20 protein-coding genes are annotated in these 21,142 nt (G+C 43.5%); 6 read left to right on the forward strand and 14 right to left on the reverse strand.

The window, feature by feature from the left end; translation table 11 throughout:
• Nucleotides 1-11: 11 nt before the first annotated feature.
• Genes IHE35_RS10090 through IHE35_RS10100 form a run of 3 tightly spaced genes read left to right on the forward strand, consistent with a single transcriptional unit; the run spans nt 12 to nt 3,318 of the window.
• Nucleotides 12-1,097: a biotin/lipoyl-binding protein gene (locus tag IHE35_RS10090; protein ID WP_242787261.1), complete on the forward strand. Its 1,086-nt coding sequence runs from the start codon at nt 12-14 to the stop codon at nt 1,095-1,097.
• Entirely contained in the window at nt 1,097-2,227 is a 1,131-nt protein-coding gene (locus IHE35_RS10095) for an ABC transporter permease (protein WP_242787262.1), read from the forward strand. The genes IHE35_RS10090 and IHE35_RS10095 overlap by 1 nt, the downstream gene beginning before the upstream one ends.
• Entirely contained in the window at nt 2,224-3,318 is a 1,095-nt protein-coding gene (locus tag IHE35_RS10100) for an ABC transporter permease (RefSeq protein ID WP_242787263.1), read from the forward strand. The genes IHE35_RS10095 and IHE35_RS10100 overlap by 4 nt, the downstream gene beginning before the upstream one ends.
• Nucleotides 3,319-3,343: 25 nt before the next feature.
• On the opposite strand, the gene IHE35_RS10105 is transcribed toward IHE35_RS10100, so the two are convergent.
• From IHE35_RS10105 to IHE35_RS10130, 6 genes are all read right to left on the reverse strand, one after another.
• A complete protein-coding gene (locus tag IHE35_RS10105; RefSeq protein ID WP_242789994.1) occupies nt 3,344-3,760 on the reverse strand; it encodes a DUF4878 domain-containing protein in 417 nt (138 codons plus the stop codon).
• Between the two features lie 67 nt (nt 3,761-3,827).
• Nucleotides 3,828-6,803, reverse strand: a complete 2,976-nt coding sequence (gene gyrA / locus IHE35_RS10110; protein ID WP_242787264.1) for a DNA gyrase subunit A — start codon at nt 6,801-6,803, stop codon at nt 3,828-3,830.
• A 481-nt stretch (nt 6,804-7,284) separates the two neighbouring features.
• Nucleotides 7,285-7,665, reverse strand: a complete 381-nt coding sequence (locus IHE35_RS10115; RefSeq protein WP_180129916.1) for a hypothetical protein — start codon at nt 7,663-7,665, stop codon at nt 7,285-7,287.
• 91 nt (nt 7,666-7,756) lie between these two features.
• The gene (locus IHE35_RS10120) at nt 7,757-8,689 is read right to left on the reverse strand and encodes an FAD-binding protein (RefSeq protein WP_180129914.1); all 933 of its coding nucleotides are present in this window, start codon (nt 8,687-8,689) and stop codon (nt 7,757-7,759) included.
• 18 nt (nt 8,690-8,707) lie between these two features.
• Nucleotides 8,708-9,460, reverse strand: coding sequence for an electron transfer flavoprotein subunit beta/FixA family protein (locus IHE35_RS10125; RefSeq protein ID WP_180129911.1), 753 nt, complete (start codon nt 9,458-9,460; stop codon nt 8,708-8,710).
• A 492-nt stretch (nt 9,461-9,952) separates the two neighbouring features.
• Entirely contained in the window at nt 9,953-10,558 is a 606-nt protein-coding gene (locus tag IHE35_RS10130) for a LysE family translocator (protein WP_242787265.1), read from the reverse strand.
• A gap of 114 nt (nt 10,559-10,672) precedes the next feature.
• Here IHE35_RS10130 and IHE35_RS10135 point away from each other — a divergent pair, with 114 nt between their 5' ends.
• The gene (locus IHE35_RS10135) at nt 10,673-11,167 is read left to right on the forward strand and encodes an Lrp/AsnC family transcriptional regulator (protein ID WP_242787266.1); all 495 of its coding nucleotides are present in this window, start codon (nt 10,673-10,675) and stop codon (nt 11,165-11,167) included.
• A gap of 56 nt (nt 11,168-11,223) precedes the next feature.
• On the opposite strand, the gene IHE35_RS10140 is transcribed toward IHE35_RS10135, so the two are convergent.
• The 7 genes from IHE35_RS10140 to IHE35_RS10170 form a co-directional block, all read right to left on the reverse strand.
• Nucleotides 11,224-11,604 carry a hypothetical protein gene (locus tag IHE35_RS10140; protein WP_242787267.1) on the reverse strand — a complete coding sequence of 127 codons (381 nt, stop codon included), beginning with the start codon at nt 11,602-11,604 and terminating at the stop codon, nt 11,224-11,226.
• Between the two features lie 197 nt (nt 11,605-11,801).
• Nucleotides 11,802-12,728 (reverse strand): tyrosine recombinase XerC, encoded by a 927-nt coding sequence (locus IHE35_RS10145; RefSeq protein ID WP_242787268.1) that lies wholly within the window; start codon nt 12,726-12,728, stop codon nt 11,802-11,804.
• Nucleotides 12,715-13,341 carry an alpha/beta hydrolase gene (locus tag IHE35_RS10150; protein ID WP_242787269.1) on the reverse strand — a complete coding sequence of 209 codons (627 nt, stop codon included), beginning with the start codon at nt 13,339-13,341 and terminating at the stop codon, nt 12,715-12,717. The genes IHE35_RS10145 and IHE35_RS10150 overlap by 14 nt, the downstream gene beginning before the upstream one ends.
• 88 nt (nt 13,342-13,429) lie before the next feature.
• Nucleotides 13,430-14,275, reverse strand: a complete 846-nt coding sequence (gene dapF / locus IHE35_RS10155) for a diaminopimelate epimerase (RefSeq protein ID WP_242787270.1) — start codon at nt 14,273-14,275, stop codon at nt 13,430-13,432.
• Nucleotides 14,276-14,287: 12 nt separating this feature from the next.
• Nucleotides 14,288-15,532 carry a diaminopimelate decarboxylase gene (lysA, locus tag IHE35_RS10160; RefSeq protein ID WP_242787271.1) on the reverse strand — a complete coding sequence of 415 codons (1,245 nt, stop codon included), beginning with the start codon at nt 15,530-15,532 and terminating at the stop codon, nt 14,288-14,290.
• A gap of 24 nt (nt 15,533-15,556) precedes the next feature.
• On the reverse strand, nt 15,557-15,790 hold the full coding sequence (locus IHE35_RS10165) for a lipoprotein (protein ID WP_242789995.1): 234 nt from the start codon (nt 15,788-15,790) through the stop codon (nt 15,557-15,559).
• A gap of 132 nt (nt 15,791-15,922) precedes the next feature.
• Nucleotides 15,923-17,326: an amino acid permease gene (locus IHE35_RS10170; protein WP_242787272.1), complete on the reverse strand. Its 1,404-nt coding sequence runs from the start codon at nt 17,324-17,326 to the stop codon at nt 15,923-15,925.
• A 322-nt stretch (nt 17,327-17,648) separates the two neighbouring features.
• Here IHE35_RS10170 and IHE35_RS10175 point away from each other — a divergent pair, with 322 nt between their 5' ends.
• The gene (locus tag IHE35_RS10175) at nt 17,649-18,995 is read left to right on the forward strand and encodes a sodium:alanine symporter family protein (RefSeq protein ID WP_004815015.1); all 1,347 of its coding nucleotides are present in this window, start codon (nt 17,649-17,651) and stop codon (nt 18,993-18,995) included.
• A gap of 72 nt (nt 18,996-19,067) precedes the next feature.
• On the opposite strand, the gene IHE35_RS10180 is transcribed toward IHE35_RS10175, so the two are convergent.
• Nucleotides 19,068-19,496 carry a hypothetical protein gene (locus tag IHE35_RS10180; protein ID WP_242787273.1) on the reverse strand — a complete coding sequence of 143 codons (429 nt, stop codon included), beginning with the start codon at nt 19,494-19,496 and terminating at the stop codon, nt 19,068-19,070.
• 187 nt (nt 19,497-19,683) lie between these two features.
• Between IHE35_RS10180 and radA the strand changes: the two genes are divergently transcribed.
• Nucleotides 19,684-21,069 (forward strand): DNA repair protein RadA, encoded by a 1,386-nt coding sequence (radA, locus tag IHE35_RS10185; protein WP_004815011.1) that lies wholly within the window; start codon nt 19,684-19,686, stop codon nt 21,067-21,069.
• The last annotated feature ends 73 nt before the right edge of the window (nt 21,070-21,142 follow it).

The following is a 21,142-nucleotide window of genomic DNA, read 5'->3' on the forward strand; positions in this document are numbered from 1 at the left end:
TGGAGCCAAACATGACTGATGAGCAAAAGCCAGAATTTCCTGTTGATGAACCGGCTTCAGAAATGAATCATATCGATTCACCAAAACAAAGTCCTGCTGAAACTAAACAGGACAAATCTACCAAAAAATACCTGCTGTTAGGTCTGATTCCAGTCATCCTGGTTCTAATTGGCTTTGGCTTGTGGAAAACTTATCAGCCTAAAGACATCGAACTGCAAGGTCGGGTTGAGGCTGAAACCGTACAGGTCGCGACCAAAGTTCCAAGCCGGATTGAAAAAATTTATGTGCAGGAAGGTGATGACGTCAAGCAAGGTCAGGTATTAGTTAAGTTGCATAGTCCTGAAATAGAAGCGAAAAAACAGCAGGCATTAGCAAGCTTGCAATCTGCCTTAGCCTTACAATCGACAGCCGAACGCGGATCACAAGAAGAAAATATCGCTTCACTGTATGCCAACTGGCAATCTCTCAAAGCACAGGAACAGCTGGCAAAAACCTCTTATCAGCGCGGTGCAAACCTGTTTCAAGAAGGTGTAATTTCCCGTCAACGCCGAGATGAGCTATTTGCTGCTTCACAGTCTGCCTCCCAGATGACCGAAGCTGCTTATCAGCAATATATTCGCGCTAAACGTGGCAGCACACCAGAACAGAAGAGTTCAGCAGATGCACAGGTCGACATTGCCCGTGCAGCAGTCGCTGAAGCCAATGCCCTGGAAGCAGAGACCGAACTACTGGCGCCTATTGATGGTACAGTATCTAAAACCTATGGCAATCTCTCTGAGCTGGTTGCAACCGCAGTACCTGTGGTCAGTCTGATTTCGGCAGAACGCTGGGTCAGTGTGAATATTCGTGAAGACCAATATGCTTCCCTAGGTGAACAAAAGCAGCTCGAAGGTTTTATCCCGGCACTCAATAAAAACGCAATATTTAAAGTAAAAAGTATTAGTGCTGAAGGTGAATTTGCCACCATTAAAACCACACGTCAGACTGGTGGCTATGATGTTCGCAGCTTCAAAGTCCACCTTGTACCAGCGACTACAATTCCTGAACTGAAAGTTGGCATGAGTGTGCTGTTTAAGCTGCAAGAGTCTTCAAAATAATGTGGGCAGGTATCCGGCGCGAACTGTGCTATTTACTCAGGGAAAAATGGGATCTGGCCTTGGTTGTACTTGCCCCTGCCTGCATTTTGATTTTACTCGGTAGCATGTTTGCTCAAGGCAAGCCCGATCATTTAGCGATTGCGATTATTGATCAGGATCAAAGCCGCCTGAGTACCCAGATTTATAATCATTTATCTCTAAATCATACCCTACAGATATATATTGTTTCTGATCAGACCGTTGAAGTAGAAAAACTGCTGAATCAGAATAAAATCTGGGGTTATATCCATATTCCTACGGGCGCAGAACAACGATTAGTTAAAGCTCAGGATGCTGAAATTAGTATTACCTATAATCAGAGCTATTTTAGTATTGGCAATACCATTTCTTCGGCTATGTTATTGAGCACGCTTCAGGCAATAGCGGAATTTACTGGCAGGCAGTATCTGGGTAATACCCTACCTTATCTGGATGCACCGACACCTAATATTAAAATTTCCCCGCTGTATAACCCGCAATTAAATTATGAATTTTATCTGGAACCTTATATGGTTCCGGCAATTTTGCATCTATTATTGTGCTGCTGTGTAGCATTTGCTGTAGGACAGGAAATCAAGCGTCATACTTTTAATCATTGGATTAATGGACAAAATCTCTGGTCAGCATTACTGTCTAAAAATCTGGTCTATATCGCAATTTTCTGTTTCTGGACCTGGGTCTGGATGCTGTGGATGGTGGAGTTTCGTGGCTGGTTTATTGCTGGTTCATTATGGCTGATTTTATTGGCACAAGTCCTATTCTATAGTGCCTATGCCTTTATCAGTAGCGCGGTCGTACTGGCAACGCAGGATCTAAGCAAATCTTTTGGTTTGCTGGCAGTCTATGGTGGCTCATCGCTCAGCTTCGCCGGTGTAACGTTGCCTCTCAATAATGCGCCACTGTTTACCCAGCTCTGGGCCAATATTATTCCCTATACACCCTATGCCAAATTACAGACTGAACAATGGGTGATTGGTAGTCCCTTATCTCTCTCAGCTCAACCAATGTTCATACTGACTGCCTATGTGGTACTTTATGCTGTATTGGCCTATGTATTTTTAAAGAAAATAGCGAAAGGAGTGTCCACATGAAAGCACTCTGGGCCGCTTACTGCAAAACTTTTAAAGATATTGTTAGCAATACCAGTATTTTTACTACGTTAATCCTATCTGTACTGTTTTACAGCTTTTTCTATCCAATGGCATATAAGGCTGAACACGCAGAAGCCTTACCCATTATTATTGTCGATGAAGAGCAAAGCGACTTAACCACTACTATTATCAGTCATGTCAGCCAAAGCCCGAATGTACAGATCAAGGCAGTCACCGGAAATTTTGCGGAGGCCAAACAGTGGGTAGAGGCTCAAAAGGCTGACGGGATTTTGTTATTACCAGACAACCTTTCACAATCCATTCGACATGGTGAGAATGGCGGGATTGGGCTGTATTTAAGTGCAGCGAATTTCCTGATTACCAAACAGATCGGTTTAGGCCTAGTTGGTTCTGTCGAAAATACCTTAAGTGAATATGCAGAACGCTTTAGCGAAATTTCGCATTTCTCTCCTGTCCTATCGATTCACCAGATTCCACTATTTAATCCACTTTCTGGCTATGGAAGCTATATATTTCCAGCGGTTGCCCCACTGATTATTCATCAGACGATTTTTCTGGGACTGAGCATGTTAATTGCGCTGTATCGTGAAAATAAACAGGTGATCAATTTGACGACCTTATGTGGAATCAGTCTGGCAATTTTGACCATTGGCTGTCTGGGGTGCTACTACCTGTTTGGTTTCACCTTCTGGTTGTTTGACTATCCACGTGGCGGGAATTTCTGGGGCATGCTGCTGGCTGTTCCGGTTTTTGTATTCTGCATGATCGGTATCACGACCCTGTTCGCCAGTTTTCTGGATATGCCAGAACGTGCCGGACATGTTATTGTCTTTACCTCAATTCCCTTGTTTATACTGTCCGGGGTCGCCTGGCCACATGCTGCGATGCCCGTCTGGATGCAAATGTTTGGACAGGCCTTGCCTTCCACACAGATCGTACAGATGTTTATTCAACTGAATCAGATGGGCGTACCGACCAGCATGATTTTGGGGAAACTCGCCTATCTGCTGATTGTTGGATTTTTTTGTTTTAGCTTAGGCTATTATCGTCTATGTCCACGCATTAAATAAGCTTGAACCATGTTAAGCTAAAAGCTTATTCCCCATATACGCGGATATAAAAGTTCTGGATTTTGCTGCTGCCATTGGGCTTATCAAAGCTGACATCGTATTGCACTAGATTATTAGGATAAGCAATTTCATAGCTGATCTTGTATTCACTTGGCTGACCTGAATTTTCCACAAAAGTTTTTACCATCAAGGTTTTAGACTTATATTCACCTTCAGGAATGGAATGCGAAAACTTCTTCATGGTTTTCTGATTTTCCTGAAAATACTGCTGTAATTTCGGATCCAGATAACTTAGAAATTCTTCATATTTACCATCACGCAAGTCGTTATAGGCAGTTTCTGCTGCTTGAGCTTGGGCTACACTTGGATCTGCTACCTGCTCGGTAGTACTACAACCAGCAAGAACTGTTAGCCCAGCAAGTAACATCAATTTAGTTTTCATCATGGTCATTTCCAGTAAAGTCTGTAAAAAAGGACGCCGAAGCGCCCTTTTTTATATTTCGATTTACTTATTCTTCAGTTGTGTTGTCTGATGATTCCGAAGGCGCTGATGCATCAGTTTCTGCCTGTTCAATACTCACTGTTGCAGCATCAAGTTCTTCAACAAACTCATCTTCTTCAACAGCTTCAATTGACACTACACCAACAAGAAGCTCTTCATTACCCAAACGAATCAGACGAACACCTTGTGCATTACGACCGGTTTGTGCTACTTCAGACGCACGTGTACGAACCAAAGTACCACCATCAGAAATCAACATTAACTCTTTGGTTTCATCAATAGCAACTGCACCCACCAACTGTCCATTACGTTCAGAGGTTTTAATGGCAATGACACCTTTACCACCACGTTTCTTGGTTGGGAAGTCATCTACAGGAGTACGTTTACCATAACCATTTTCAGAAGCACAAAGGACTTCACCTGTTTCAGGCACAACGACTAACGACACAATACGGCTGACCATTGCTGAATCCGAACCATCTTCATCATCAGAATCAACGTCAGTATCGTCTTGATCTTCAAGCTGTGCTGCTGCACCGATGGTCACGCGCATACCGCGTACACCTTTGGCCGAACGACCCATTGAACGCACGTCAGTTTCTGCGAAGCGAATTGCCTTACCTTCGTTCGAGAACAACATAATTTGCTGTTCACCGTCAGTAATTGCCACACCAATTAAGGTATCACCATCTACCAATTCAAGTGCACGTAAACCGTTTGAGCGAACATTCGAGAACTGTTCAAGCTCTACACGTTTAATCGTACCGTATTCGGTTGCCATAAACACATAGAAGTTTTTACGAACAGCTTCTGCCTGCTGAGCAAAATCATTGATGATGTCATCATCAAGATCTGTAGCAGAAAGTTCTAGACCCAATTCTTTTAACTGAACACGGAGTGCATCAGAAATGTCATCTGCACCATCTTCAGATTCAGCCAGTGCAGCTTCTAGCGCAGCAAAATGACTGTTGATCACTTCATTACTTTGCAATTGTGCTGCATTTGCTTTTACAAATGCCTTGAAGTCTGCCAAACGTTCTTTGAATTTCTTCGGCGCATCAATCACTGGCAAGATTGCAGTAATTGTTTCGTTGTCATCAAGTGGCAACAAGTTGACCATTGGACGACCTTTGGCACCACGTGATGCTTGAGGCACTTCATACACTTTCAGACGATACACTTTACCCACGTTGGTAAAGCACAGTACTGTTGCATGGTTCGACGTGACCACCATATGCTGGATGTAATCGTCTTCTTTCATGCTGGTTGCTGATTTACCACGACCACCACGACGCTGTGCTGCATAGTCAGACAGTGGTTGAGTTTTCGCATAACCCGCTTTAGAAACCGTCAGTACCATTTGTTCTTCAGGAATCAAATCTTCACGCGAGAAGTCGATACGCGATTCAACGATATCGGTTTTACGTGCATCACCATATTGCTGAAGGATCAGTGCAAGCTCTTCACGAATCACGTTCATCAATAGGTTGAAGTCATTTAAGATAGCTGTGTATTCAGCAATCTGCGCAAGAATTTCAGAATATTCAGCTTGAAGTTTATCTTGCTCAAGACCAGTCAAGCGATGCAAACGCAGTTCCATGATCGCATTAACTTGCGTCGGTGATAAGCGATATACATCGCCATCAATACCGAATGGACGGCTAGGATCTTCGCCTTCAATTTCGTCAGGACGTACAGAAACAGCACCTGCTTTTTCAAGTAATGCTGCTACACCGCCTGCTGCCCACTCGCCCGCTTGTAAACGCTCACGCGCTTCTTGTGGGTTTGCAGATGTTTTGATGGTTTCAATAATCTGATCGATATTTGCAAGTGCAACTGTCAGACCTTCCAAGATATGACCACGTTCACGCGCTTTTCGTAACTCAAACATGGTACGACGTGTCACGACTTCTTGACGGTGACGGATAAACGCCGCAATGATGTCTTTCAGGTTCATCAACTTCGGTTGGCCATTGTCCAGACAAACCATGTTGATGCTAAATGAGTTTTCTAACTGTGTATTCTGGAACAGGTTATTCACGATCACTTCAGCGTTTTCACCACGCTTCAGGTCAATCGCAATACGCATGCCTTCTTTATCTGACTCATCACGAAGTTCAGAGATCCCTTCGAGTTTTTTTTCTTTCACCAGCTCAGCGATACGCTCAATGGTTCTCGCTTTGTTGACCTGATAAGGAATTTCAGTGAATACAATCGTGCTACGGCCAGATTTTGCATCTTCTTCGATGTGGTATTTACCACGGATATGCAAACGGCCTTTACCGGTACGGTAAGCGTCTACAATGCCAGATTTACCGTAAATAATACCGCCTGTAGGGAAGTCTGGACCTGAGATATGTTCCATCAGCCCTTCAATGCTGATATTTGGATCATTGGCATAGGCCAGGCAGGCATTGATGACTTCTGTCATGTTATGCGGTGCCATATTGGTCGCCATACCTACGGCAATACCAGCAACACCATTAATCAACAGGTTAGGAATACGCGTAGGCATTACTTGCGGAATGCGCTCAGAACCGTCGTAGTTGTCTTCCCATTCCACTGTATCTTTTTCAAGATCAGCAAGGAGCTCATGGGTCAGCTTACGCATACGCACTTCGGTATAACGCATTGCCGCTGCACTATCACCATCGACAGAACCGAAGTTACCCTGGCCATCTACCAACTGGTAACGCAAGCTAAATTCTTGTGCCATACGGACAATCGTTTCATAAACGGCAAAATCACCATGCGGGTGATATTTACCGATCACGTCACCGACTACACGTGCAGATTTTTTATATGCTTTGTTATAGTCATTGCCTAATTCGTGCATTGCGAAAAGCACACGACGATGAACCGGTTTTAAACCATCTCGTACATCTGGCAATGCACGTGACACAATCACGCTCATTGCATAATCGAGATATGAGCTTTTAAGTTCATCCTCAATGGCAATCGGTCTAATTTCCGATACGCTCATGCATACTCCTTATTCTACAGGCTCTGTTTAGCCTGTATTTATATGTCGTAAATCCAGCTATAAATTGGTCCAAAAAATGCTGAACCAATATTTAAAATTCAGTCAGACAGTATAGCATAAAAGCACCCAAATTAACCTGTTTTAGACTGAATCTCACCTAGGAATTTCGCAGGAATTTTAATCACTTCTTCACTTTTTAATGTCCAAAAAGATGCTTTCTCTAGATGTCTTTTTTTGCACCATTTTTATGCCATTTAAAAACCCTGACTAAAGTGTGAACGCTTTAACATATGCATGATGAATAAGTGATCGTTACAGGGATATTTCGAATCTTTAATAGCGAAATGAATGTCATCGAAGATTATGATTTCGCTCGCTTAAAACAGGGATATCTGATTAGACCTTGATTGATCAATCAGAATTTCAACTTAGACACCTCAACAAACAATCAAACAGAATTTTATTTTTTTTAAATAAAATCTTAATTATGCATTGTGGGTTTACTTAAAATATTGAGCACCCAGTAGAGACACCACGTCAACAATACAAAAGGGAGAATCATGATCAGCATGACCAGTGCATCGCCTTGTATGCCATAACTGCTGCTTTGAAAACGTTCATTGCTTATAACAATCCAAGATGTAGCCTGATCAAGCACTTGTTGATCTGAACATGCATAGAGATAAATACAGTAAATAGCCCCCACGATCACACATAAGGCAAACACGATCCAAAGACTTGGAATCTGTATCAGAAAGACAAGATATGCCAATACCGCGCCTATAAAACCAATCAGCACGACACAAAAGAGTCGATAAAAGCTCGGGTTTTCAATTAAAGGCTGATATAAAGATGACAGCATGTTTTATTCTTATTCTTTAGATAATGTGATTTAACCACAAAAAAATACCCCAAAGTTTTCACTTCAGGGTATTTTTCATATTATGCAAGAATTAGATTTTAGATACTAATTCTGGAATAACAGTGTTCAGGTCACCAACTAACCAGTAGTCAGCAACTGCATTGATTGGTGCTTCTTCGTCTTTGTTGATCGCAACGATCACTTTAGACTCTTTCATACCAGCCAAGTGCTGAATCGCACCAGAGATACCTACAGCGATGTACAGGTCAGGCGCAACGATCTTACCTGTTTGACCAACCTGCATATCGTTAGGAACAAAGCCTGCGTCAACTGCGGCACGAGATGCACCTTGAGCTGCACCCAGCTTGTCTGCAAGTGGATCAAGGATTTTGTGATAGTTCTCACCAGAACCAACACCACGACCACCAGAAACAACAATACGAGCAGCAGTTAATTCTGGACGTTCAGATTTAACGATTTCTTCGTTAATGAACTTAGAAATACCAGCATCACCAGTCGCTGTAGCAGCTTCAACAGCAGCAGAACCACCTTCAGCAGCAACTGGATCAAATGCAGTACCACGAACAGTTGCAACAACAACTGATTCAGCAGATTCTACAGTTGCAATCGCGTTACCTGCATAGATCGGACGCTTGAATGTGTTTGCAGAATCAACAGCAATGATGTCTGTGATCATGCTTACGTCTAGTAGCGCAGCTGCACGTGGCAGGATGTTTTTACCAGTCGTAGTAGAAGCAGCAAGGATATGGCTATAGCCTTTGCCCAATTCAGCAACCAGTTTAGCTACGTTTTCAGCCAATTGGTTTGCATAAGCCGCGTCATCCGCAAGCAATACTTTGCTTACGCCAGCAACTTTAGCTGCCTGATCAGCAACTGCTTGAGCGCCAGAACCAGCAACCAATACAGTGATATCACCACCGATTTTTTGCGCCGCAGCAACAACGTTTAAAGTAGCAGCGTTTAATGCTTTGTTGTCGTGCTCAGCGATAACTAAAATACTCATGATTTTTATCCTTCTGTATTAGATCACTTTCGCTTCGTTTTTCAATTTTTCTACAAGCTCGTCTACAGACTTCACCTGTACGCCAGCTTTACGCTCTGCAGGAGATTCAACTTTCACTGTTTTCAGTTTAGTTGTAGTGCTGACACCGAAATCTGCAGGTGACTTGGTATCCAGCGGTTTTTTACGCGCTTTCATGATGTTTGGAAGCGCAGCATAACGTGGCTCGTTCAAACGCAAGTCAGTTGTAATGATGGCTGGCAGGTTCAATTCAACAGTTTGTAAACCACCGTCGATTTCACGAGTCACTTGTACTTTATCGCCTTCAACTTTTACTTCAGAAGCAAAAGTACCTTGGCCTGCACCTAGAAGCGCTCCAAGCATCTGACCAACCTGGTTAGAGTCGTCATCAATCGCCTGTTTACCAAGAAGAATCAATTGTGGTTGTTCAGCATCAACAACACCTTTAAGAATTTTTGCTACTTCAAGAGCACCTAACTGGCTGTCATCAGCTTCAACCAGGATACCGCGATCAGCACCAAGAGCCATAGAAGAACGGATTTGTTCTTGAGCTTCTTTAGGGCCAATAGAAACAACAACGATTTCTGAAACAGTTCCTTTTTCTTTTAAACGAACCGCCTCTTCCACTGCGATTTCACAGAATGGGTTAATTGACATTTTAACGTTTGTTAAGTCAACACCACTGTTGTCCGGCTTAACGCGAACCTTAACGTTGGCATCAACCACACGTTTTACAGCAACAAGAGCCTTCATGTAATCCTCGGCTGTTTTAGCAAATGTAAATATTTAGAAAAGTTATAATAACTCTTCACTTAAATTTTTTTAGGTGCCCTATCTTGCAATGCGTACGGCATTTCGGTCAAGTCACAATTACCGAAAGAGTTGCAAAAATAGGTAAATTTCCCTGAACGACGCGTTCACAAATCGTCATTTGACAATTAAACAGATGAATTAGCGCCATTTTTATTTAAAATTTAACCATTGATTTATATTATGTTTTTATTTGATTAATCACATCAGTTGTGCTGATTGATCAAGCAAATATAGTACCGCTTAGTCACTATCGACTAATCCATAATCACATTTTGTTCTAGTTCTGTACAGTGTCATTTTTGGCAACTCCAGAATTCAAATTTTTAAGTTATCCCTAGAATATTGACAAACACTTGGTTTGAACAAAATGAGTCCAATAAATACTGAAAAAGCATGTCCTAGACATGCTTTATATCATCACGACTTTTATATTTAATTTGCAATTAACCAAGCCGCCGCAAGGCCTAATAAACCACCTGAAGCACCATCAATCCATTTTTGCTTACGACCATCAATCTTACTTTTTTGGGTGAGTTTGGCAAAAAGTAAACTCAAGCCACAATACACCACAAAAATCATTCCAATAAAGATAAAAGATAGAATCAAACCTTGGCTGACCGTATTGCCAGATTCATCGATGAACTGCGGCAAGATCGCAAAGTAAATCAGCATCCCTTTTGGGTTTAAAAGCGCAGTCAAAAAACCTTTCTTGATTGGATTAGATGCTGATTTATTTTCAATACGTAGTGTATTTTTAGCAAATACCGATTTGATCAAACTAAAAGCCAAAAACAATAGATAAGCAATCCCTAACCAGCGAATGGTTTCAAACAGAATCGGGAAAGATACAATGATCGCTGCGATACCCAATGCCACCAGAATGGAATGCACTAAATAGCCACAACATATACCTACAGTCGCCATTATGCCTGCTTTTGCATCTTTACCCATCACTTGAGACAGGATAAACAGCATATCTGGTCCAGGTGTAAAAATTAGGGGAAGCACAGTCAGTGCAAAGAGTGCAAATACAGACATTTCCTTTTTCCTCTGTACATGTCGGAAAGTGAAATTAGTATCTGCGATTTTTTACAAAATAGGCTTTCAATTTATTTTATAATATGTCTTATTTTTAGAATATTATTCTATTTTATGAAAATATCTTCCAAGTCTATTCGAGTAAAACTCGATCGTATTGATAAAAATATCATTCAGCATCTGCAAGCCAATGGCCGGATTCAGAATAACGATCTAGCGCGGGAAATTGGCCTTTCTCCTTCTTCGTGTTTGCGTCGGGTCAAGCTGCTTGAAGATGCCGGTGTGATTCAAAATTACACTACGATCGTGGACCAGCAGAAAATTGGTTTTCAACTCATCCTGTTTTCGCGTATCTGGCTGGTGGGTCAGGATGCTGAAACCATTGATACCTTTATTGAAGCAATGAAGGAACTGCCCCAAGTAATGGAGTGCTATATCATTTTGGGTGAATGTGATGCGATGCTCAAAGTCGTGGTGCCTGATCTGGAAAGCTATCGTAAATTCCAGTCCACACATCTCACCAAGAAAAATGGCATCACCAGTGTGAAGACCGATTTACCGAGTCAGATTATTAAACAAAGTTTTCAGTTACCTTTGGATGACCTCTAAAATTGGCAAAATAAAAAGGACGATTGATATCGTCCTTTTTTCACCAACCATCAGCTTTAAACACGACTTTCCAGAAAGTCACGGTGCACATGACTGAGATCAATCAGTTCATAAGATTTTAAATCGAAAATCTTCCAGATTTCGATCGCATCTTCTTTTAAGTCCACTGCCTTGGTCGCACGTGTAGTCGCTTGCCATTGCAAGTCTGAAATCCAGATATAGTATTCATGGCTATCAGGATTGTAGGCTTGAACTTTACCATCTGTATTAATTCCCTGCACATGAGCACCTTCAGGTAAAGATGCTTCAATATTTGGCAGACTGATTTCTACAAAATGTTTGATCTGGCGCAAACCATAACCTGCAAAAATTTCCTTCTGAGCCTCGCTCAACTGATCATATTTTTGTTGTATATCTACAATAATTTCTGTGCCCATATACTTCCAGTCCTGTCAGGCTGAACTCTTTTCAGCCCTACCCTATTTGTCAGCTTAAATTCTGTTCTTTTGTTATACCTGAATTTTAGCTGTTCACGAATAAGACCATGGTGAAATAGTCTCCACGGTCATTCCATTTCTCTCAGCATAAATATTCTTTATGAAAGTTTTATGCCAACTTATATTTTTAATCCTGATTATTTAAGATTTTCAGGTTTATGCTGTGCCCGTGGATGCGCCTGATCATAAATCTGCGCCAGATGATCAAAATCCACATGGGTATAAATCTGGGTTGTGGTCAGATTACTATGTCCCAGCATTTCTTGGACTGCACGTAAGTCTCGGCTATTGGATAACATATGACTGGCAAAACAGTGACGTAGCAGATGTGGATGCAGGTCAACATTGACACCCGCCCGTTGTGCCTGAAGCTTGACCCGATTTTCAATCTGTCTTGCCCCTAGTGGATTACCCTTCTGAGTAATAAAGACATTTGCTTCTGGCATAAAATCACCATGCCATAGAGGATAAATCTGTAACCATGCCATAACACTGTCTTTGGCTTTGGAACCAAATGGTACGATACGGGTTTTATTTCCTTTACCGATAATACGAAGTAGTTGACGGTTAAAGTCAATATCTTTAATTCTGAGGCTTTGTACCTCAGCCAGACGTAAGCCACTGGAATAAAGCAATTCCAGAATTGCTTTATCGCGCTTCCACATCTGCTGCTGAACCTCACCCTCAGGTTCAGGCTGATCCAGAATCTGATTGATGGTTTCAATATCAACCATCCCCGGTAAAGGTCTGGATTGTCTCTTCAGCTGAAAATCATCTGCGGGATTAAAACTGAGATGCTGTGCCTGTTCAGCCCATTTCATAAACTGGCGAATTGCTGAAAGTAGACGCTGCAAGCTGCTGGAACTTAGGCCCTGTTGCTCGACTTTTTCTGCCATAAACTGGCGCAAATCAGTAGATTCAACATCCCCGAGTGCTAAAGCATGTCGCTGACAAAAATTCAGAAAGTCTGAAACATCCCGTTCATAGGCCTGCAAGGTATGTTTGGACTGGTTCTGGATTTCACGTTCTTTAAGCCAGATGGGTAATAATTCATGAGGATGCATATTCAACATCCTTTAATTGTTTCAGAAAAGGTTGTATCAGCTTCCCCACCTGTTCAGCATGAGAAGATGCAAACAGGTGATCTCCACCATTAATTACATGCAATCGGGCATTCTCGAAAACCTCTACCAGATACTCCCCAACTGCAACAGTACTTAAAGGATCCTGATCTCCCCAGAGCAATAATACCGGTACTTGGATTTGAGCCAACTGCTTTACTGAAAATTCTGTTTGGTCTGCAACAAACCACTCGGGTACATGTTGATACTGTTCACGATAATCTGTACGCCAATCTGCACAGCCATAATCTTTCAAATTGAGACCGCCTGAAGTGGCAATCAAGACCAGTGCTTTGACTTTTTCTGGCTGACTCAATGCCAAGCCAACTGCAAGAACACCACCCATTGACTGGGCTATCAAGATCGAGTCATCTTCTATCTGAACTGATAGATAGTGCTGTAAATCACCTAAATTCTGGATATCCGGATGTGTCTCTACGCCATCAAAGCCAGGATAAGCCAGTACTTGATAATGTTCAGGATCTAGAGATGTGATCAAGGGTTGCCAGAAGTTCCGGCTTCCTGATGCCCCGGGCAGAAATACAAGCTGATTCATTTCATTCATTTTGGAATAAATATGCAATCTATCCTAGCATAAAAAAAGCACCATTCCGGAATGGTGCTTTTTAACTATTCAGGTTGAGTTAACCCTGGAAATAACGCAGATCTAGTCGACCTTCATATACGGTTGCAGTTGGACCTGTCATCCAGACCACATCACCTTCTTTCCATTCAATCTGCAACTTGCCGCCAGCCAGTTCAATCTCGACATTGTTGGCAAGTAGACCACGGCGCATACCAGAGACTGCAGCAGCACAAGCACCCGTACCACATGCTAGTGTTTCACCTACACCACGCTCATACACACGTAAACGCGCATGCTTTTCATCAATGATTTGCATAAAGCCAGCATTGACACGTGCAGGGAAACGCGCATGCGATTCTACTTGTGGACCAATACGAGCTACATCAGCATTGATCACATCCGGTACCACCGTTACTGCATGTGGATTACCCATGTTCACTACATCAATCGTCAGCTTTTCATCATTCGCCAGATCGATGTCATACAGGTTATCCAGTTCATCTGCCAGGAATGGAATTTCCTGAGGCAAGAATTTTGGATAGCCCATATTTACACGCACCCAGCCATTGGCACCTAATTCAGGTTCCACAATGCCGGATTTAGTCTGTACTTTAATTTTGGTTTTTGTCGTCAGCTGACGCTCATGCACAAAACGGGCAAAACAGCGCACGCCATTACCGCACTGCTCCACTTCTGAACCATCGGCATTGAAAATACGGTATTTAAAGTCAGCACTTGGTACATCAGGCGGTTCTACAATCAGTAACTGATCAAACCCAATGCCAAAATTGCGATTCGCCAGACGTTGAATGGTCAGGGTATCCAGATAAGCACGCTGGCTGATCAGGTCAACCACCATAAAGTCATTGCCCAGACCATGCATCTTGGTAAATTCAAGTAACATTATTCCGTCTCCTTAAGGCAATAAACGCTCACGTTCCCACAGTGATTCAATCGTTTCACGTTCGCGAATCAGATGCGCCTGATCAGCATCAACCATCACTTCAGCAGCACGGCCACGGCTATTGTAATTCGAGCTCATCACAAAACCATACGCACCGGCACCGAGTACTGCTAGTACGTCATTTTCCTTGATGGCAAGCTCACGCTCTTTACCCAGGAAATCACCTGTTTCACAAATTGCGCCCACCACATCCCATTCTTTCGCTTCGACATCGTTTCGCGGTGTCACAGACTGAATATCCATCCAAGCTTCATATAAAGCTGGGCGAATCAAGTCATTCATTGCTGCATCGATAATTGCGAAATTGCGATGATTGGTCGGTTTAAGTAGATCCACTTTGGTCAGTAGTACGCCTGCATTGGCAGAAATACTACGGCCTGGTTCCATATACACTTTTAGGCCCAACTTTTCTAAAGCCGGACGCAGCGCATTGGCATATTCTTGAACAGATGGTGGGGTCTCATCTTTATAAGTCACACCCAGACCACCACCGATATCGATGTGTTTAAGGTTGATTCCCAGTTCTTTTAACTGGTTGATCATGACAATGATACGATCCAGTGCATCCACAAACGGTTGGGTTTCAGTCAGCTGCGAACCGATATGGCAGTCGATTCCGACTACATCAAGGTTGGCTAATGACGCTGCATACTGATAAGTTTCAAATACGCTATCCGATGGAATGCCGAATTTATTTTCTTTCAGACCCGTTGAAATGTAAGGATGGGTTTTAGCATCCACATCTGGATTCACACGTAGAGAAATTGGTGCTTTCACGCCCAGTTCCGCCGCAACTTTCTGAATACGATCCAGCTCGGCATAAGATTCTACGTTAAAGCAGGCAATACCGACTTCTAGCGCTTTCTTGATGTCCGCTTCTGATTTACCTAGACCCGAGAATACAATTTTAGAGGGTTCACCACCGGCTTTCAGCACACGTGCCAGCTCTCCGCCTGTGACGATGTCAAAACCTGCACCTTGCTTTGCCAATACATTCAATACCGCAAGATTTGAGTTTGACTTCACCGCAAAACAGATCTGATGATCAATAAAGTCAAATGCACGGTCCATGTCCAGATAATGCTTTTCAAAAGTCGCTTTTGAATAAACATAGAGTGGTGTGCCAAATTGCTCTGCCAGCTGTTGCAGTGAACATTGCTCGGCATGCAATACCCCATTAATGCGGGTGAAACTCATGAAGGTATCCTTTCTTTGAAAGCGTTAAGGTGTAGTCGTTGAATCTGATGATTCGGGTGCAGCAAACTGTTTTTGCACAGGTGCATCCCGTTCTTCATCGGAAGTTTTAGGCTCAGTTTCGGCATTTTTATATAACAAATACTTGGCACGCTTGTCGTAATCCGGATCATTCGGCAAGTGCAAGGCACCTGACTGACCACAACCTGCAAGAGCAAGACCTGTTGCTAAGATACTGATGTAGCAAATGACTTGGCGCATCTGACCACCTAATTGAATAGTTTCGATGAAGTATAACGCGATCATTCGCTATGACCAAAGCGTTAAACGCTAGAGAGTATCTTTAGACAAAAAAAAACGCCAGCAGATCGCTGACGTTTTTATTGATATGGATTATTTATGTTTCTGTTTATAGAAGCCTAAATAGCCCAGAATCAGCAGAATGAACCAGATCGGACTGACCATCAAAGCACGGCGAGTATCATCTTCTAATGCCAGCACACCAATCATGCCAATAAAGAAAATGATCACGACCCAGCATGTCACCAAACCACCAGGCAGCTTGAATACAGATTTCGCATGCAGCTCTGGACGGGTACGGTAATAGATCATATAACTCCAGATGATCATCAGCCATACACAGATAAACAGGATGGTTGATAATGTCGTCGCCAATGTAAACGCCTCAACCGTATTCGGTACAAAATACTGTAATGCCGCGCCTAATAATAAGCAGACTGCAGAGAAATACAGTGCATTGGCAGGCACTGCACGCGGGTTCAAACGACCGAAAGCTTTCGGTGCCTGTTCTTCACGCGACAGACCGAACAGCATACGACTGGTCGAGAACACACCGCTGTTCATCGAAGACATTACCGATGACAGCACCACCAGATTCATGATGATCGCAGCGGCTGCAATACCCGCTTGGCTAAACAGGTTCACAAACGGAGAAACGCTTGGATTAATCTGATCCCACGGCGTCACTGACATCACAATAACCAGAGCAAGCACATAGAAAATAATGATACGGATCGGAATCGAGTTCACCGCTTTTGGCAGGTTACGCTCCGGGTCTTTGGTTTCCGCAGCCGTGGTACCTACAAGCTCAACACCCACAAAGGCAAAAATCGCAATCTGGAAACCAGCCAAGAAACCCATAGCACCCGTCGGGAACAAACCACCATGATCCCAGATGTGCGCAAAGGATGCGACCGTACCGGCATCATTGGTAAAGCCGGTGAAAATCATCCACAGGCCAACCGCAATCAGTACTACAATCGCAATAATTTTGATCAGGGCGAACCAGAATTCCATTTCACCAAAGAGCTTCACGGTGGCCAGATTCAGCCCCATGATAAAGACAATAGAGGCGATACTGATGAATACCCCTTCGCCTGGGGTAAATGGGAGACCATTATTAAAAAACTGTAAATAATAAATAATCGCAGACAGGTCGGCGATTCCGATCGTAATCCAGCATAACCAGTAGGTCCAGCCGACAAAATAGCCCGCCCATGGTCCGATCAGATCCGTAGAGAAGTCGATAAATGACTTATATTGTAAATTTGACAGTAATAACTCGCCCAATGCACGCATCACGAGAAATACCATGAAACCGATGATCATATAGATCACCAGAATCGAAGGCCCTGCCAGACTAATGGTTTTACCTGAGCCCATAAATAGGCCGGTACCAATAGCACCTCCAATCGCAATCAGCTGCAGGTGTCGATTGGATAAACTACGCTGCAGCTCGCCGTTTTCGGACGGCGAACCAGTATGATGACCTGACATTATTTTTCAACTTCGATGTCTAATCGCGACAAATTAACGCAAAAAAGGGGGAATACAAAAAGAAAATTCGCATCATTTGTATTTTCCACTTAATCTTAAAAGTTAATTTATTTTTCTTATATAACGAATAGGTTCTCTTTAGTCGTAGAAGCTCTGGATAAATTTCCTGCATATTTGTTGTAAAAGTTCCGAAACTGTGTAAAAAATAAACCTATAAAAATGTCGTGAATAGTGCTGAGGATGAGCACGTCTGGCATGTCATTTGCTTGATTAAAATTAAGTGAACTTTAAACTGATACTCAGGACGAATAAGAAGAACTTTATGCAAAATTTACAAAGCATCATGGAAACCCTCAGTGGTTGGGTCTGGGGTCCATATATGCTGGTACTGATTGTCGGTACTGGCGTATTCCTTACTTTCCGATTACTTTTCTGGCAATTCCGTATGTTGCCACTGGCCTTTAAACAGGTTTTTGGCAAACACCCTTCCCACGAAGGCGATATTTCCCAGTTTAGCTCACTCATGACCGCCCTTTCTGCCACCATTGGTACCGGTAATATTGCAGGCGTGGCAACTGCCTGTGTCTTGGGTGGCCCAGGTGCAGTTTTCTGGATGTGGATGACTGCCCTGTTCGGTATGGCGACCAAATATGGCGAAGGCGTTCTGGCGGTAAAATACCGGGTAAAAAATGAGAAAGGTGAAATGTCTGGCGGTCCGATGTATTACATCGAACGCGGCCTGAAATGGAAATGGCTAGCCTTAATTTTCGCATTTTTTGGTGCTGTTGCCTCTTTCGGGATCGGCAGCTCGGTACAGTCTAATACTGTAGCACTGGCCGTTGAAAATGGTTTTGGTCTGGAAACCTGGATTACAGGCGTGATCATCACAGCTTTTTCTGCACTGGTGATTCTAGGCGGGATTAAATCCATTGCCAGAGCTTCTTCCTTTATTGTACCGATCATGGCGATTGGTTATGTCGCGGGCGGTCTGATCATTATTTTTAACAATCTGGAGCTGGTTGGCCCTGCCCTGAAAATGATCTTTACCTATGCATTCACCGGTGAAGCAGCAGTTGGTGGCGCTATTGGTGCAGCGATTCGCTACGGTGTGGCACGTGGTGTATTCTCGAATGAAGCCGGTATGGGTTCAGCACCGATTGCTGCTGCAGCAGCAAAAACGGATCACCCGGCTCGTCAGGGTCTGGTATCGATGACAGGTACCTTTATTGATACCATTATTGTCTGTTCGATTACCGGTATTGTGCTGGTGATGGGCTTTATCATGGCTGGCAATGACTTTGGTGGTCAAACTGGTGCGGTACTGACCATCGGTGTATTCGACAAACTGCTACCGGGCGTTGGTGGTTGGGTCGTGACTTTCGGCATTATCTTCTTTGCCTACTCCACGATTCTAGGCTGGAGCTACTACGGCGAAAAATGTGCAACCTACCTGCTCGGTGAAAAATTCGTTCTGCCTTACCGGATTATTTACATTGCGACAGTATTCATTGGCTGTATAGCTACCCTGGATCTGGTCTGGCTATTTGCCGATACCTTCAACGGTCTGATGGCGATTCCGAACTTGATCGGCTTGTTACTGCTTTCAGGTGTGATTGCCAAAGAATCGAAAGACTTCATTGCACGACGCAAGTCTGGTGAGCTGTATTAATACAATCTAAAGTCCTCAATAAAAAAGCCACCTTTATAGTGGCTTTTTTATATCTTAATGCTCTAAATAAAATCAGTTCAGACGGCCAGAAAATTCATCTTCATCATGCTTCTGATTGAGATTTAGAAATTCCTCTCGGTCCGCTTCAATCTCAAGCGCAGTTTCTAGAGACAATACAAAAAATAGTACACCAGGAATTTTCATTTCCCCTTCGGCATCTTCCAGATGGTCACTCAGCATTTGATAGGTCGGGTTGGCTTCATCAAATGGCACATCGATATAAAGATCACCTGAATAGCTTTCAATCACGCCGGGCTGTTCAATTCCCATACATGCTGCAAAACCAATTTGTCGTTGCTCCAGCCATTCCATCAAATTCTGGCGCAAATGATAAGATTCTGCATCTACATTTTCATGTTCATAATCTTCAAAATGTACAAATAATACATCACGGTCTTTTTCACGTGCGATTGCATCAATATGTTGCATAAGTTGTGGCATGTCCGGTTTCCTGTTTCCGTGATGATTCAGCTCATTATAGGGTGTATTGGATACTCATGTAGAGTAGCAGATGCAGGGACGTCACATGCTGACGTAAAACAGCGAATTTTTCAGGCAAAGATCTTGGTTTTCAGTCGCATTCACCGCTATGCTGTAGCCCTATTCCCAATCTTGTTTTTCGGAAACTATGGCTAAAGCAAAAAGTGTCTATCGTTGTGAGCAATGTGGTGCAGACCATCCTAAATGGTCTGGTCAGTGCGCTGAATGTGGTGAGTGGAACAGCTTGCTGGAAGTCAACATTGCTCCTGCGGTAACTCATCGTGCCCAGCCTAAAATTGGCGGTTATGCTGGTCAGGCCGCTGCGATTACCACGCTGAATAAAGTTTCTGTTTCACATGAAAGTCGCATGCCGACAGGAATTGGAGAATTCGACCGGGTTCTGGGCGGTGGTCTGGTGACAGGTTCCGTAGTTCTGATTGGTGGTGATCCGGGGATTGGTAAATCCACTATCCTGCTACAAACTGCCACACATATGGCAGCGGGTAATAGTTCAGCACTTTATGTGACAGGTGAAGAATCCTTATCTCAGGTAGCATTGCGTGCCCAGCGTCTGGACTTGCCAACTGAACATCTCAAAGTCATGGCAGAAACCTGTGTCGAACGCATTTGTGAAGTACTTGCTCAGGAACGTCCTGCGGTTGCAATCCTCGACTCGATTCAAACGCTTTATACTGAAACCTTGCAGTCTGCACCGGGTGGCGTATCTCAGATTCGTGAGTCCGCAGCCCTGCTGACCCGCTTTGCCAAAAACAGCGGAACTGCCCTATTTATTGTTGGTCACGTGACCAAAGAAGGTGCACTGGCAGGTCCACGCGTACTGGAACATATGGTGGACTGCGTTCTCTATTTTGAAGGTCAGTCTGATTCACGTTACCGCATGATCCGCGCAGTAAAAAACCGTTTTGGTGCAGTGAATGAACTTGGTGTATTCGGCATGACCGACAAAGGTTTGCGTGAAGTATCCAACCCATCTGCGATTTTTCTGAGTCGTTATGATGAAGCCATTCCCGGTTCAATTGTGATGATCAGCCGTGAAGGTACCCGACCACTGCTGGTTGAAGTTCAGGCATTGGTCGATGATGCACATGGTCAACCGCGTCGTGTGGCCTTAGGTCTGGAACAAAACCGCCTGAATATGCTGTTAGCGGTAATGCATCGTCATGGCGGCGTGCAAACCTCTGGTCAGGATGTCTATGTCAATATTGTGGGTGGTTTAAAAATTACCGAGACGGGTTCTGACTTGGCCGTTCTCCTCGCTTGTGCATCGAGTATTCGTGGTAAAGCCCTGCCGCAGCAACTGGCTGTGTTTGGGGAAGTGGGCTTGTCTGGGGAAATCCGTCCGGTACCCAATGGTCAGGAACGTCTGAAAGAAGCCATCAAGCATGGTTTTAAATACATTATCCTGCCACGTGCCAATGCCCCGCAAAAAGAAATACCCGGTGTACGCTTTATTGCGGTTGCCCGTCTGCATGAAGCCCTTAGCGAAGCCATGACATTGAGTGATGAACTGTAAGATTTAGCTGGTACTACTAAATTTGGAATTTCGGTAAAAAAATACAGTTTTTTGATTGAAATTCCATGTAAAG

The sequence above is a fragment of the Acinetobacter sp. ASP199 genome (genome assembly GCF_022700675.1).
Classification (GTDB): domain Bacteria; phylum Pseudomonadota; class Gammaproteobacteria; order Pseudomonadales; family Moraxellaceae; genus Acinetobacter.

Bases quoted from the DNA above. Each gene is read 5' to 3' on its own strand.
- IHE35_RS10090 (WP_242787261.1), top strand. From the start codon at position 12: ATGACTGATGAGCAAAAGCCAGAATTTCCTGTTGATGAACCGGCTTCA.
- IHE35_RS10095 (WP_242787262.1), top strand. From the start codon at position 1,097: ATGTGGGCAGGTATCCGGCGCGAACTGTGCTATTTACTCAGGGAAAAA.
- IHE35_RS10100 (WP_242787263.1), top strand. From the start codon at position 2,224: ATGAAAGCACTCTGGGCCGCTTACTGCAAAACTTTTAAAGATATTGTT.
- IHE35_RS10105 (WP_242789994.1), bottom strand. From the start codon at position 3,760: ATGAAAACTAAATTGATGTTACTTGCTGGGCTAACAGTTCTTGCTGGT.
- gyrA (WP_242787264.1), bottom strand. From the start codon at position 6,803: ATGAGCGTATCGGAAATTAGACCGATTGCCATTGAGGATGAACTTAAA.
- IHE35_RS10115 (WP_180129916.1), bottom strand. From the start codon at position 7,665: ATGCTGTCATCTTTATATCAGCCTTTAATTGAAAACCCGAGCTTTTAT.
- IHE35_RS10120 (WP_180129914.1), bottom strand. From the start codon at position 8,689: ATGAGTATTTTAGTTATCGCTGAGCACGACAACAAAGCATTAAACGCT.
- IHE35_RS10125 (WP_180129911.1), bottom strand. From the start codon at position 9,460: ATGAAGGCTCTTGTTGCTGTAAAACGTGTGGTTGATGCCAACGTTAAG.
- IHE35_RS10130 (WP_242787265.1), bottom strand. From the start codon at position 10,558: ATGTCTGTATTTGCACTCTTTGCACTGACTGTGCTTCCCCTAATTTTT.
- IHE35_RS10135 (WP_242787266.1), top strand. From the start codon at position 10,673: ATGAAAATATCTTCCAAGTCTATTCGAGTAAAACTCGATCGTATTGAT.
- IHE35_RS10140 (WP_242787267.1), bottom strand. From the start codon at position 11,604: ATGGGCACAGAAATTATTGTAGATATACAACAAAAATATGATCAGTTG.
- IHE35_RS10145 (WP_242787268.1), bottom strand. From the start codon at position 12,728: ATGCATCCTCATGAATTATTACCCATCTGGCTTAAAGAACGTGAAATC.
- IHE35_RS10150 (WP_242787269.1), bottom strand. From the start codon at position 13,341: ATGAATCAGCTTGTATTTCTGCCCGGGGCATCAGGAAGCCGGAACTTC.
- dapF (WP_242787270.1), bottom strand. From the start codon at position 14,275: ATGTTACTTGAATTTACCAAGATGCATGGTCTGGGCAATGACTTTATG.
- lysA (WP_242787271.1), bottom strand. From the start codon at position 15,532: ATGAGTTTCACCCGCATTAATGGGGTATTGCATGCCGAGCAATGTTCA.
- IHE35_RS10165 (WP_242789995.1), bottom strand. From the start codon at position 15,790: ATGCGCCAAGTCATTTGCTACATCAGTATCTTAGCAACAGGTCTTGCT.
- IHE35_RS10170 (WP_242787272.1), bottom strand. From the start codon at position 17,326: ATGTCAGGTCATCATACTGGTTCGCCGTCCGAAAACGGCGAGCTGCAG.
- IHE35_RS10175 (WP_004815015.1), top strand. From the start codon at position 17,649: ATGCAAAATTTACAAAGCATCATGGAAACCCTCAGTGGTTGGGTCTGG.
- IHE35_RS10180 (WP_242787273.1), bottom strand. From the start codon at position 19,496: ATGCCACAACTTATGCAACATATTGATGCAATCGCACGTGAAAAAGAC.
- radA (WP_004815011.1), top strand. From the start codon at position 19,684: ATGGCTAAAGCAAAAAGTGTCTATCGTTGTGAGCAATGTGGTGCAGAC.